The organism is Parabacteroides sp. AF48-14 (genome assembly GCF_003477465.1).
Classification (GTDB): Bacteria; Bacteroidota; Bacteroidia; order Bacteroidales; family Tannerellaceae; genus Parabacteroides; species Parabacteroides acidifaciens.
This window is the reverse complement of sequence record NZ_QUDI01000004.1, coordinates 21,883-35,705: the sequence shown is the minus strand read 5'-3', so window position 1 is coordinate 35,705 and position 13,823 is coordinate 21,883. Positions and strand designations below refer to the sequence as shown.

11 protein-coding genes and 1 pseudogene are annotated in these 13,823 nt (G+C 49.1%); 11 read left to right on the top strand and 1 reads right to left on the bottom strand.

The genetic code is table 11. The features are described 5' to 3' along the window. The first annotated feature begins 12 nt into the window (after nucleotides 1-12). The 5 genes from DW083_RS03025 (at nucleotide 13) to DW083_RS03005 (ending at nucleotide 5,626) form a co-directional block, all read left to right on the top strand. Entirely contained in the window at nucleotides 13-825 is an 813-nt protein-coding gene (locus tag DW083_RS03025; protein ID WP_122331378.1) for an alpha/beta hydrolase, read from the top strand. A gap of 12 nt (nucleotides 826-837) precedes the next feature. After that, nucleotides 838-2,613, top strand: a complete 1,776-nt coding sequence (locus DW083_RS03020; RefSeq protein WP_122331426.1) for a hypothetical protein — start codon at nucleotides 838-840, stop codon at nucleotides 2,611-2,613. A gap of 27 nt (nucleotides 2,614-2,640) precedes the next feature. Continuing rightward, the gene (locus DW083_RS03015; RefSeq protein WP_115498536.1) at nucleotides 2,641-3,525 is read left to right on the top strand and encodes a hydroxypyruvate isomerase family protein; all 885 of its coding nucleotides are present in this window, start codon (nucleotides 2,641-2,643) and stop codon (nucleotides 3,523-3,525) included. Nucleotides 3,526-3,535: 10 nt separating this feature from the next. After that, nucleotides 3,536-4,666 carry a glycoside hydrolase family 43 protein gene (locus DW083_RS03010; RefSeq protein WP_115498588.1) on the top strand — a complete coding sequence of 377 codons (1,131 nt, stop codon included), beginning with the start codon at nucleotides 3,536-3,538 and terminating at the stop codon, nucleotides 4,664-4,666. Between the two features lie 63 nt (nucleotides 4,667-4,729). Next, a complete protein-coding gene (locus DW083_RS03005; protein ID WP_115498537.1) occupies nucleotides 4,730-5,626 on the top strand; it encodes a YitT family protein in 897 nt (298 codons plus the stop codon). A gap of 742 nt (nucleotides 5,627-6,368) precedes the next feature. Here DW083_RS03005 and DW083_RS02995 read toward each other — a convergent pair. Further along, nucleotides 6,369-9,184: pseudogene (locus DW083_RS02995) on the bottom strand (M16 family metallopeptidase). A 197-nt stretch (nucleotides 9,185-9,381) separates the two neighbouring features. On the opposite strand from DW083_RS02995, the gene DW083_RS02990 reads away from it, so the two are divergent. The 6 genes from DW083_RS02990 (at nucleotide 9,382) to DW083_RS02965 (ending at nucleotide 13,778) form a co-directional block, all read left to right on the top strand. Next, on the top strand, nucleotides 9,382-10,818 hold the full coding sequence (locus DW083_RS02990; protein WP_122331377.1) for a Gfo/Idh/MocA family oxidoreductase: 1,437 nt from the start codon (nucleotides 9,382-9,384) through the stop codon (nucleotides 10,816-10,818). Nucleotides 10,819-10,971: 153 nt separating this feature from the next. Beyond that, entirely contained in the window at nucleotides 10,972-11,700 is a 729-nt protein-coding gene (locus tag DW083_RS02985; RefSeq protein WP_115498541.1) for a DUF4271 domain-containing protein, read from the top strand. Beyond that, nucleotides 11,697-12,464, top strand: coding sequence for a uroporphyrinogen-III synthase (locus DW083_RS02980; protein ID WP_187574917.1), 768 nt, complete (start codon nucleotides 11,697-11,699; stop codon nucleotides 12,462-12,464). The genes DW083_RS02985 and DW083_RS02980 overlap by 4 nt, the downstream gene beginning before the upstream one ends. Further along, nucleotides 12,454-12,840: a ribonuclease P protein component gene (rnpA, locus tag DW083_RS02975; protein ID WP_122331376.1), complete on the top strand. Its 387-nt coding sequence runs from the start codon at nucleotides 12,454-12,456 to the stop codon at nucleotides 12,838-12,840. Before DW083_RS02980 ends, rnpA begins: the two co-directional genes overlap by 11 nt. Further along, nucleotides 12,840-13,061: a membrane protein insertion efficiency factor YidD gene (gene yidD / locus DW083_RS02970; RefSeq protein ID WP_208642453.1), complete on the top strand. Its 222-nt coding sequence runs from the start codon at nucleotides 12,840-12,842 to the stop codon at nucleotides 13,059-13,061. Before rnpA ends, yidD begins: the two co-directional genes overlap by 1 nt. A gap of 3 nt (nucleotides 13,062-13,064) precedes the next feature. After that, the gene (locus DW083_RS02965) at nucleotides 13,065-13,778 is read left to right on the top strand and encodes a TatD family hydrolase (protein ID WP_122331375.1); all 714 of its coding nucleotides are present in this window, start codon (nucleotides 13,065-13,067) and stop codon (nucleotides 13,776-13,778) included. Nucleotides 13,779-13,823 lie beyond the last annotated feature (45 nt).

Below are 13,823 nucleotides of genomic sequence, written 5' to 3'. Positions count from 1 at the left end.
AAATAATACCTTATGAAACACTTTCTTTTACTGCTCCTGTCTTTTTTTGCTCCGGTGGTTTGGGCGCAGCAGGTAGAACAATTTAAGCTCTGGCCGGATAAGCCGGAAGCCAGTGAGGCGGAAATCTTTGTTTATCATCCGGCGAAGAGCGGGAAGGCGGCGCCAGCGGTATTGATTTGCCCGGGTGGCGGATATTCAGGGCTGGCGATGGACCATGAAGGGCACGATATGGCGAAGTGGTATGCTTCGAACGGTTTTGTGGGAGTTGTTCTGAAATACCGGATGCCGAAAGGCGTGCATACGATTCCGTTGAGTGATGCAGAGAAGGCGATGTCCCTTATTCGGGGAAATGCAGCCAAATGGAATATTGATACCCATAAAGTTGGCGTTATAGGTTCGTCTGCCGGCGGACATTTGGCCGCATCTCTCAGCACATTGGCTGCGGATGCCAACCGGCCGGACTTTGCGATCCTCTATTATCCGGTGATCAGCTTTGATAAAATGAATACGCACGGCGGTTCCAAGAAGAACCTGCTGGGAAATGATATCGGCAACCAGGAGTTGATCGACCGCTACTCACTCCAGAAACAGGTGGATGACAAGACGCCGAAAACATTGCTTCTGCTGAGTGATGACGATAAGAGCGTTCCGCCGTTGAACTCGATTCTCTATTATACGGCTCTGAACGAACATCATATTCCCGCTTCTCTCTATATGTTTCCCGACGGAGGGCACGGATGGGGCTTCCGGCATAACTTTACATATTACCAGGAAGTGAAAGACCTGATACAGAAATGGCTTAAACATATACAAATCACCGATTAATCCACATACATGATGAAACCGATTACATTATTACTGGCAGCCGGTTCGTTGCTGCTGAGTGCACAAGGCGTTTCTGCGCAGACGGATAAACCCGTGAAGAAGGACTATTGGAATGCAAATACCTTGTTGATCCCGTATCGCCTGCCGCCTGCCCCGGCCGGATATAAGCCGACTTATATCGACTTGGACGGAGACGGCGATCCGGATATCCTGCGTACGGTGACGGCTAACGGTATTCCCGTGCAATGGATCGATGATGACGATGATATGCAATACGGCGACTTGGAAGGCGATACCGATAACGACTGCCTGATGATCGACCGCAACAGGGATGGCATTTACGGCGGTTACGGCGACTTGATTATCGACTGGGTAGGCGAAGATGAGGACGGCAATCCGGCTATGCAGGTCGTTGTCGATAACATCCCCGAGGCAGACCGGATGAAGACCGGTAACGGCCATTATATGTGGGTGATCGACACGGACAAAGACGACGTGTTCAACTACGTCGACTGGAATACCTTTACGCTCCGCTGCTGGATACATAACGGAATCAGCGACTTCTACGAAGATTATCACGGGAAGAGCGCTTTCATGAAGATACACAGCTCGACCGAACGCGTAAACGATGTCCGTATGAACTGGGAGAATCCTTTTCTGTTTTATGATCCCGACAACGACGGGCTGACGGAAATGGCAATCCGTTTCTGTGATACGCCTAAGATTGTGAAGGAAAACGGGCAGGCAAATTCCGTTCTTGCCGGAAGTATCGACTGGGCCTCCATCTCGATAGATATGGATAATGATAATGGTCCGGGCAATGAGTTCGACCTGGATATGACGATCCGCTTCACCGGTCCCGGTTTCAGCTACAAAGACCAGAAACATATCAACAAGAATCTGCGCGGACTTCCCGAAGCCGATACTTTCTTTATGGATGCCCGCTGGCGTCAGTTGCCGGAACTGCTGTATCCGGATCATGATGCCGCCTGGGATCTTACATTCAAGAAAGGAAAATGGGATGAAGCCTGGTTCACGTATGACGAGGATGACGACTGCAACCGCTGGGAACGTGTCGAACTTTATCAGCCGCTCGATCCCTTCAAGGTCGGTAAAGGACAAGGCGGTATCGATAATAACGGCCAGTCGGACCCGGCAGGTGACCGGGGCGAATGGGATTTGGATAACTCCGGCCACGGCCAGTTGTACGTCAGCCCGATAGACGGAAAGATTCATCTTTACGGAGCCGAATGGGGCTGCTGGCGCATAGACCAGAACGCCAAGTTCTACCAGGGAATGGGTGGAATCTATGACGGTTACGGTCCGAAACGTATCGAGACCGAGCCGACAGTGTTCCCGACCGTGAAATATACGGATACGGACAATAACGGCTTCTTCGACCTGATGGAGTTCGATCTGGATGGTGACAAGGTCTTCGAACAGCGCATTTCCATGAAGGAGCTGGGATTGGACGACCGTTGTCCGATCATCAATACCGCTGACATGAAGTATAAAGACTTCCTTGATCTCCAGTCCCAAGTCTCCGACGCGATGTGGAAGAATGCTGAAAAAGCGATTGAAGTAGCGAAAGCCAAGAAGTTGAACACGAAATGGTATGCCCTGATGTTACAGCCGAAGTCTACCCGCGAACGCTATCATTACGGCTTCTGGTTGCAGTTCTATCTGTATAATGACCTGAAGGATTTGGCCGAACGGACAAACGACAAGGCTTTGGCTGGCATGATCGACAAAGCTTATTTGCAGGGCAAATGGGAGCTGATTAAATAATTGAATTAACGAAAGAACAAGAATAGTATGAAAAACATTTCAAGAAGAACCGCCATCAAGACAGTATTGGCAGGCAGTGCAGCAATGGCCGTATCCGGTATGGAAGCAGCCGCTCCCGCGAAGAAGAAGAAAGTGGAGAAACCCGAACCGCTGAAAGGCAATATCCGCCATTCCGTGAGTAAATGGTGCTTCGGCAGTTATCCTCTGGATGAATTTTGTGAGATATGTAAGAATATAGGGATCGAATCGATCGAACTGCTCGACCCGCAGGACTGGCCTGTGGTGCAGAAGCATGGTTTGACTGTTGCCATGTGCCAGGGTGCTGGCTTAGGCATCGACCGCGGTTTCAACGATCCGAAGTTGCATGACGAACTGGTTGCCAGCTACGAGAAAGTGATTCCGATGGTGGCCGAGGCTGGATTGACCAACCTGATCTGTTTCTCCGGACGCCGCAACGGCCTGACCGACCTGCAAGGATGGGAAAACTGTGCGCAAGGGTTGAAGCGCCTGATGCCGTTGGCAGAGAAGCACAATGTCGTGTTGACGATGGAGCTTCTCAATAGCGTAGGACATAAGGATTACCAGTGCGATCATACGATTTGGGGTGTCGAGCTGTGCCGCCGTGTCGGCTCTCCCAACTTCAAGCTGCTGTATGATATTTACCATATGCAGATAATGGAAGGGAACATCATCGAGAACATCCGCAAATACCACGAATACTTCTCCCACATTCATACCGGAGGCAATCCCGGACGTGCGGAGATCGACGAAACGCAGGAACTTTACTATCCCGCCATCATGAAGGCGGTTGTGGAAACCGGCTACAAGGGTTTCGTCGGACAGGAGTTTGTCCCGAAGCAGGAAGACAAGATCGCTTCACTTGAAAAATGTATTCGTATTTGCGATGTATAAACGAATGAATATGAAGAGAGTTGCTATTTATCCCCTATTGCTGATCTTCGCCTTGTGCGGGTGTAAAGGAAAGACGGATACCGCTTCGGTGGAGAACGCTTTTAAGCCCGGAGAAATCTGGCCGGACAATAACGGCGTGCATATCAATGCCCACGGAGGCGGAATGTTGCAGCAGGGCGACACCTATTATTGGTTTGGCGAACATAAGACGGAAGGTGAAGCGGGCAACCGCGCTTTAGTCGGTGTGCACTGCTATTCTTCCAAAGACCTGTATAACTGGAAAGACGAGGGAATCGCCTTGTCTGTCTCGGAAGATGAATCCAGCCCGATTGTAAAAGGCTGTATCCTGGAACGTCCGAAGGTGATCTTTAATAAGAAGACAGGCAAATATGTGATGTGGTTCCATCTCGAACCGAAAGGTGCGGGCTATGCGGGAGCCAAGAGCGGTGTTGCCGTGAGCGACAAGGTCACAGGACCTTACACGCTGCTTTCCGCCGACCGTCCGAATGCCGGCTTCTGGCCGAAGAATGTGCTGGAGATCCATAAAGGCAAGGTGCCCGAAGAGGCAAAGAACGGTTTCGGTGGCGGCGACCTGCCTGCGCATCCCGATACGCTGAACCTGTTAGGCCGCGACTTCGAGAACGGACAGATGGCACGCGATATGAACCTGTTTGTAGACGATGACGGGAAGGCTTATCATATCTATGCTTCGGAGGATAACAGCACGTTGCATATTTCCGAACTGACGGACGATTACACCGCTTGTTCCGGCAACTACGCCCGCTTCTTTGTCGGTCGCTTTATGGAAGCGCCTGCCATGTTCAAGAAAGACGGCAAGTATTACCTGATCATGTCCGGCTGCACCGGTTGGGCGCCGAATCCGGGACGTTCTGCTGTCGCTTCCTCTATCTGGGGGCCTTGGGAAGAGCTGGCCAATCCCTTTGTGGGAGCCGATTCGGAAACCTCTTTCCATTCACAGAGCACATATGTGTTGCCTGTTCCCGGAAAACCCGGACAATTCATCTATATGGGCGACCGCTGGACACCCCAAAACGCCATAGACGGCCGCTACATCTGGCTCCCTATCCGCTTCGAAGGCGATCAGCCTGTTATCGAATGGAAGGATAGCTGGAAATATTAGATATGTTTTGTGCGGCTGCATTCAAACTTTCACTACTTTTGCAGCCGCATAAAACAAACAAGAATGAAACCAACATTGTCAATTAAGTCTAACCCTTTTTCGGTTAGAGAATTAAAGGATTACCTGGGCATTGCCTTAGGTATGATTTTGTACGGTATAGGATGGACCGTTTTCCTGTTGCCGAACGATTTGCCATCGGGAGCTGTTCCGGGTATCGCCTCTATTATTTACTGGGGGACAGGTTTGCCCGTACAGTACACTTACTTTGCCATTAACGGCTTTTTACTGTTGCTTTCGTTGAAGATCTTAGGATGGAAGTTCAGTGTGAAGACAGTGTTTGCGGTTTTTGTTCTGACGTTTTTCCTTTCCGTGATACAACAATTGACTGCCGGACTCCAACTGTTGCAGAACCAGCCCTTTATGGCCTGTATTCTGGGCGCTATCTTTTGTGGTGGCGGTATCGGTGTCGCTTTCGCGTCGAACGGCAGCACGGGCGGGACGGATATCATTGCGGCGATCGTCAACAAATACCGGGATGTCAGCCTGGGACGTATGATTATGTTCTGCGATATGATTATTATTGCATCCAGTTATTTTGTGTTGCACGATCTGGAGAAGGTGGTTTACGGGTATGTGACGCTGTTTGTCACCGGCTACATGATCGACCAGGTGGTCAACAGCTCCCGCCAGTCAGTCCAGTTCTTTATCATTTCCAATAAATATGAAGAGATCGGAAGGGAGATTAATGCCTTGCACCGTGGCGTGACTGTGATCGACGGGACAGGACTTTACACAGGGAAATCGGTAAAGATGATGTTCGTGTTGGCAAAAAAGAGCCAGTCCAATACGATCTTTCAGATCATCAATGATATCGACCCGCGGGCCTTTATTTCCCAGAGTGCCGTTATCGGTGTGTATGGCGAAGGCTTCGACCATTTGAAAGTAAAGAGTAAATCATAAATTGACAGATTGTCAAAAAGTCAAATCCGGCAGGGTTTCCTTTGCGTGTAGCAGGGAATCTGCCGGATTTTTTTGTATAATCGATTCTCGCGGACTTAAGGTTTGACATTCTGCTACCGGGATGGGAGAACGGATATCTTTTTGCTTCGGGGAACGGTTTTCATAGGCATGCGGTTGGAAGGCGTGGTCATTATCTGTTCTGATATCCGGCAAAATGATAATCTGGAAAGGACTGCCGGGAGAAGCCTTCCAGAGAAAACAACACGGTTACAGTCACTTATTTCTCCGAAAATAGTGACTTCTTAGCATAAAAGCAGTGGCTTTCGGGTATAAAAGAAGGTACCTTCGGGGGAAAAAGTGCTTATGTTTGTGGAAAAAGATGCCTGTCTTTTGGCAAATGGGTGGGCATCCGTTGGCAAATGGATCGGCATGTAATCGGAAATGGGTCTGCATGTAATGGAAATTGCCTGCCGGGGGAGGCTGGAAGGGGCGCTTGGGTAAGAAGGCGTGTTAGCGGAGGGGGCGGATTTGAAGCAAGATGATAGCAGAAGATGGGAAACGGTATCTTTTGGACGATTGTAGGGGATGTGTTAAAATTCCTATTTATAGCGTCTGTGTCCTGGCGGGCTTGACCCGCCATCTCATCCTAATTACTGTAAATCAGTTTAGTATGAGGTTGCGGGTCAAGCCCGCAATGACACGCTAAAACGTTAAAACTTACTTTTGACACATCCCCGTTGTGTTACGGTTCCATGACCACCTCGATCCGGTTGCCCTGTCCGATCAACTTCTTGGCAAATGCCTGAATCTTGGCGGGGGTGATGCCTTGCAGTGTTTCGACATATTGCGTTTCGCCGTTGAATCCGCGGAAATAGTAATTGTCTAATGTCGTCAGCCAATAGACGTTTTCTTGCAGGTTCTCGCATGCCGTTTCAGGATATTGTCCTGGCTCTTCTTGAAATCTTCTTCACGCGGACCGGACTCGGTGATGTTTGTCAGCTCGGTGCGGACGATCTCGTTCATCTTTTCCCGTTTGGCCGGGTCCGTATCGAAGTAGGCCTGCAGGAAGGTTTGTCCTTCCGGGAAGGAAGATATCTGTGCGGAAGTCTGTACTCCGTAGGTGCCGCCTTCGTCTTCGCGTACCTTTTCCATATATACGAGATCGAGGATTTGTTTCAGCATAGTAGCCGTCTGGATGTTTTCCAGGTTGTAATCCATCTGCCCGGACCAGAAGTTGACAATCGATGCTTTCGGTGTCTCTAACTGACGCTTGAAGATATTCGTGTACTCGCCTTTGCGGATGGCCGGGACTTCGGCGGGATTGCCTTTCTCGACGCGTCCTTTGGCGGGCAGCGTTGCCAGGTATTGTTCGATGTAGGGACGGATACTGTCCATATCAATGTTGCCGACAAACGTAAAGACGAAGTCGGAAGCGTCTGCAAACCGTTCCTTATACATCTCCATAATGCGCGGGTAACTGATGTTGCGGAAGTCGTCAGCCGTGATGCGGGCTGCACGCGGATTATTCTTGTAAATGGCCTCTGTCAGCGTGTCGCTGAATGCGACCATCGGGTTCAATTGCAGGTTCTTCAACTGTGCGATCATACGGCCTTCAAAAGAGGTGTAAGCCTCTTCGTCCATGCGCGGCGCCGTGAAGTTGAGGTAAACCAGTTCGAACAGCGTCTTCAGGTCGGACGGGGCGGCATAACCGTTTACGTTTTCCGTATTCAGGCCGATGGAAGGGGAGCAGGAGACTTTCTTTCCCGCCAGGACCTTGTTCAGGTCGGTTGCCGAGAAGTTGCCGACTCCGCCGAGCGTGATCACGTCGTTGAATACCTTCAGGTTATCGATGTCCTTTGCTCCGAACAAGGTGCTGCCGCCGGGACTGGTTGCCGTCATCAGGATTTCGTCTTTCTTGAACTCCGTATGTTTCAGTACGACTTTGATGCCGTTGCCGAGTGTAAGGACTGTTGCGCCGAACAGCGGGTCTGTTTTTGTCTCTTTGATCTGTCCGGGTGCGGGCAGTCCGGGAATCAACGGTTCGTTGGAAACCGTCTCTTCGTAAGGTTCGACAGGCAACTGCTGCGCCTGCATGAAGTCCTCGAGCAGTTGCGCTTCGGTCGGGTATTTCATGCCTTCCTTGTCCGGACCGGTCAGGCCGATTACAATATTTTTATCACCGATCAGATCCTTTACGTACTGGTTAACCTGTTCAACCGGTATTTGCGGAGCGATTCCGCTGATCAGCTGGTATTCCGTTTCGATGCCCGGAATATAACCTCCGTCGGTAAAATGGCGGACATATTCGTTGGTGAAGGAACGGTTCTTCTGTTTGTCGCGGTCGTTGAACAGCGATTCGTATTGTTTCAGCACATTGATACGGGCGCGATCGTATTCGGAGGCCGTGAAGCCGTAACGTTTCACCCGTTCTGTCTCTGTCACGAGTGCGTCGAGCGCTCTTTTCAGGCCGCCTTCTTCTACTAAGGCGGCAACCGTGAAGGCACCTTTTGTCTTGGCGATCATGAAGTCGCCATCCGAAGCCTGTGCAGCGACAAAAGGAGGATTCGCCTTTTGCATCATCTCGGCAAAGCGTTCGTTTATCATTGTTTCGATCACATTTTCCATGTAATCTTTCATCAGTCCGGCGGCTGTCGCATACAGTTCGCGCGGCATCTTGTCATGCTTGTAGAAAATGGAGAGGATGATATTGGAAGCCTCCTTATCTTTAGCGATGGAGACAAGCGGTTTGTCGTTGTCCGCCACCTCCGTGTATTCGCGCTTGGCGGGGTTGACCGGAGCAGGGATATCGGCAAAGATGCGCTTTACTGCGGCCTCTACCTGGTCAACGTCTATATCGCCCACAATGATGATTCCCTGCAAGTCCGGACGATACCATTTCTTATAGTAAGCCCGGAGCTCGTCCGGTTTGAAGTTATTGATGACGTCGATTGTTCCGATCGGCATCCGGTGTGCGTATTTATTGTCTGGGAACATCTTCGGAAGCTGCTGTTCCCAGATACGCGCCTGTGCGTCCTGCCGCGTGCGCCATTCCTCCCGGATCACGCCGCGTTCCTTCTCTATGGCCGTGTCTGCAAGCGTGATGAAGCCCGACCAGTCGTGCAGGATCAGGAGACAGGAGTCGACGACGCTCTCACGTGTGACCGGAGCGTTCATGATCATATAGACTGTTTCGTCGAAGCTTGTGTAAGCGTTGAAGTTCTCGCCTCCGCGCATCCCGACGCTCTCGGTGAACTCGTCCATGCCGTGACCGGGAAAATTCAGGGTCCCGTCGAACGCCATATGCTCGAGGAAGTGTGCCAGTCCGCGCTGGTTTTCATCTTCGAGGATGGAGCCTACGTTCTGGGCGATAAAGAAATCCGCGCGGTCTTTCGGCTGCGCATTGTGGCGGATATAATAGGTTAGTCCGTTATCTAACTTCCCGTATCTGACTTTCGGGTCTACGGGCAACGGCTGGAGCTGCGGTTGCTGGGCTGCCAGTTGGAAGGCGGCGAGTATCCAAAGGAGACATCCGATGGAGAGAATCTGTCTGATCTTCATATCACTTATTTTCTTATTGTCAAGAGGCGACAAATGTAACAGTTTTTTATTACAACAGACATAATACTAAAAACGTTTGCCTTTATTTAGGAAAAAACTGGGAAGAATGCTTTTCTGTAAGAAAAAAATATCTATTTTTGTGAGGTTGTTGTTTTAATGTGCACGCAAACATTAATAATTTATCTAATATATTTACCATGAAATCAGATGACATTTCACGCCGCTCGTTTCTGAAACGGGCATTTGCTCTTTCTGCTGCTACAGCAATTCCTTCTTTCTGGATTCCGTCGAAAGCCAATGGAATGCCGGGTGTTCCTTTCGTTAGCGCTAACGAAAAAGTAAGAATTGCTTTTATCGGTATCGGTAATCGTGGAGGCGAGATCGCACAAGAACTGTATAAAACCGGTCTTTGCGAAGTCGTAGCCCTTTGCGATGTGGATATGGGTGCACCTCATACCCAGAAACTTATTTCCATGTTCCCGAAGGTTCCGCGCTTCCAGGATTTCCGCCAGATGTTCGACAAGATGGCTGATAAGATCGACGCTGTGACAGTCGGTGTGCCTGACCACGCCCATTTCCCGATCACAATCGAGGCTATGGCTCATGGAAAACACGTGTATGTAGAAAAACCGATGGCCCGCACCTTCCAGGAAATCGAACTGATGATGAAGGCCGAAAAGAAATTCGGTGTCGTAACCCAGATGGGTAACCAAGGACACTCCGAAGCTAACTACTTCCAGTTTAAAGCATGGAAAGAAGCCGGTTTGATCAAAGACGTAACAGCTATCACGGCTCACATGAACTCTCCGCGCCGCTGGCATAACTGGAACCCGAACATCAAGCATATGCCGATGGGCGAACCGGTTCCCGAAACATTGGATTGGAATACTTGGTTAGGTGTTCGTCCGTTCCACGAATATAACCACGATTATCATTTGGGACAGTGGCGTTGCTGGTATGACTTCGGTATGGGTGCGCTGGGTGACTGGGGAGCTCACATCCTCGATACGGCTCATCAATTCCTGGATCTCGGCTTGCCGACAGAAATTAACCCGCTGTATCTGAAAGATCACAATCCGTTCTTCTATCCGATGTCTTCCCGTATCCTCTTCCGTTTCCCGGAAAGAAAAGATATGCCGAGCGTAGATGTTACCTGGTATGACGGTTTGGACAATATTCCTCCTGTTCCTGAAAACTATGGTTCTTCGGATGTAGACCCGAATATCCCGACTGTTGCCGGTGGTAAACTGCAGCTGACTAAACTGAACCCGGGTAAGGAAATCTATACAAAGACATTAACATTCAAGGGTGGTTCTCACGGCAGCACATTGTCTGTAATTCCTGATAAGGTAGCTAAGGATATGAATCCGACATTGCCTGAATATCAGAAGAGTCCGTCCAACCACTACGCAAACTTCCTGTTGGCTTGCCAGGGTAAGGAACAGACCCGTTCTCCGTTCCATATCGCCGGTCCGTTGAGCCAGGTATTCTGCTTGGGTGTATTGGCACAGCGCATGAACCGTAAGATCGTATTCGACCGCGACCTGAAACAGATCGTGAACGATCCTGTTATGAACCAGATGCTGGTAGGCGAAATGCCGCGCCAGGGTTGGGAAGAATACTATAATATCTAAAAGATAGTTTCTAAGATCGTTATTAGTAACGGTTGATTATTTTTGAGAAGGCAAGCTTGTCGGGTAAGCTTGCCTTTCTTTTTGTTTATCGGAAATCCCTGCCGATTCTCGTTTGAAAACTCTATCTTTGCACCCGTAATACGCATAGGGAACATGAGTATATTTGAAGGATACGTGGGCATTCGGTTATGGGACGGGCAGTTGGTGGACGATGTGATCTTCTCGCTGCTCTTATTCCTGTTTATTGTTTTTGCCTTTGTGTTCCGGCTGAATTTCCAACTGTTTGTGAAGATGTTGAAAGACGCTTTCCTGGTGAAGGAAAGGCAGAACCTGTTTGATGGCGTAGCCGGGAAAAGCGATTTCTTTTTCCGCAACTTTATGACGTTCCAGGTTTTATTTCTTTGCAGTATTGCCCTGATTGCCATCGGACGGATATACGGGATTGTCAGTTATGTGGAATGGAGGGAAGTCTTGTGGACATTCTGCACGATCTTTTGCGTGCTGTTCCTGTTCTATCAGTTCAAGCAAAGTTGTTACTTTTTGTTGGGCAGCGTGTTTGCCGATCCGAATAAATACCGGCTATGGAAAACAAGTTATAATGCCATAATGGGGATTTGGGGCGTCTCTCTGTACGTCCCGGTGCTGTGGTTAGTGTTTGTCGGGACTCACGTGACAATACCTGTAGTTATGTTTTGTATTCTTTATATTTTGTGTCGTTTTGTAATAATTTATAAGACAATACGGATATTTCACAAGAAAAGCACTGGTTTATTATATATTAGTTTGTACCTTTGCACCCAAGAAATTTTACCTCTGGTATTTTTGTACGAAGGTATGGTTTATTTGTATAACTTTATCGAGACAAGTACTCTATGGCATTGAACATCAAAAAGTTGCTGGTATCACAACCGAAGCCTGCATCCGAGAAGTCCCCGTATTTCGACATCGCAGAGAAGTATGGAGTAGAGATCGACTTCCGTCCTTTCATCAAAGTAGAACCCCTTACGTCTAAGGAGTTCAGACAGCAGAAAATTTCTATTCTGGATCATACGGCTGTTGTTTTTACGGCTCGTACGGCAATCGACCATTTCTTCCACTTGTGTGAAGAATTGCGCGTTACTATTCCTGAAACGATGAAGTATTTCTGTATGACGGAAGCTATCGCAGTATATTTGCAGAAGTATATTGTGTATAGAAAGCGTAAGATCTTTTTTGGACAGAGCGGCAAGCTGGATGATCTGGTTACTGTTATCGGCAAGCATGCAAAAGAAAAGTATCTTGTGCCCGTTTCAGACGTGCATAAAGATGATTTGTTGACTATGTTGGAAGCAAAGAAGATTAACTACACGAAAGCTGTTATGTACCGCACCGTAAGCAATGACTTCTCGAAGGATGAGAAGTTTGACTATGATATGCTGGTATTTTTCAGTCCTTCCGGAATATCCTCTTTGTTGAAAAACTTCCCGAACTTCAAGCAAGAAGATATAAAGATCGGATGTTTCGGCCCGACGACAGCCAAAGCGGTGAAAGACGCCGGTTTGCGTCTGGATGTGGAAGCACCGACTACCGAAGCTCCGTCGATGACGGCTGCCCTGGAATTGTATCTGAAAAAAGAGATGGGTAGTAACAAAAAGAATGGTAAATAGAAGGTACACCCTTTCAAAAGAAGAGCGCCTGTCGTGGAAACGTTACATTGACCTGTTGTTTGAAAAAGGGCAATCGTTTGTAGCGTTTCCACTGCGGGTTGTTTATTTACCGGTGGAAGAGGAGGCGTTGGTTCCCGTCTCCATCATGATAAGTGTCCCCAAAAAGAAATTCAGACGCGCCGTCAAGCGAAACCTGATCAAGCGTCAGGTGCGCGAGGCCTACCGGGTGCGTAAATATGAACTGATCGATCCGCTGACAGAAAAAAACAAGCGTATGCTGGTGGCATTCCTGTATCTGGATAAGGAGATTCATCCTTTTGCCGATATAGAGAAAGCGATGACGAAAGCATTGAATGTACTTCGCAACAAAGAATAATGAAGCGTTTCTTTACCACTCTTCTGTTGTTGCCGGTCTATTTCTATAAATATTGTATCTCTCCCATGACGCCGGCATCGTGCAGGTACACACCTACTTGTTCCGAATATGCCGTGCAAGCTCTCAAGAAACATGGTCCCATAAAAGGACTGTATCTGGCAGTCAAACGTATTCTTCGCTGTCATCCCTGGGGCGGTAGCGGTTATGATCCTGTTCCATAAAGAATGGTTTATTACGATATACATACGCATAGCCAGCCCGTTCATCCGGAAGATGTCGCGATTGTCAACTGCCTCGTTCCCGCGCTCGACGCGGGATCGCATTCGCGACAGGCCATATCGTCATTCGGAAAAGAGGATACAGCCGGTTGTTTGAGCGATCCCGCGTCAAGCGCGGGAAAGGGGGAACTCCATTCCATCGGCATTCATCCCTGGTATATATATAATGTAGAGGAACAGCTTGCCGGACTTGAACAGCAGGCCATGCTTCCGGGTGTCGTCGCAATCGGCGAAGCGGGTTTGGACAAGCTGGCGGAAGCGCCGTTGGAACGTCAGCAGGAAGTCTTTAAAGCGTCGGCAGCTTTGGCCGAAAGTCTCGGCGTCTTTTTAATCATACACTGCGTCAAAGCCTGGGACGAACTGATCGCCCTGAAGAAAGAACTCAAACCCCGTATGCCCTGGGTCATCCACGGCTTTCGTGGCAATGCCATATTGGCCGGGCAACTGATCCGTCAAGGTTTTTACCTTTCTTTTGGCGAGCACTTCAATCCGGCAGCCGTGCGCATAGCCTGGCCGGACCGTTTATTTGCCGAAACCGACGACCGCGAAACCGATATCCGCACCGTCTACGATCACCTCTCAGCCTCCCTGGATCTTCCGCTGGAGCGGTTTGCCGCGCAAGTCGCGGAGAACGTTCATAACGTCCTGCATTTATCATAAATCACTGTTATTCCCTAATTTTCAATTTTCAATTCTCCATTTTCA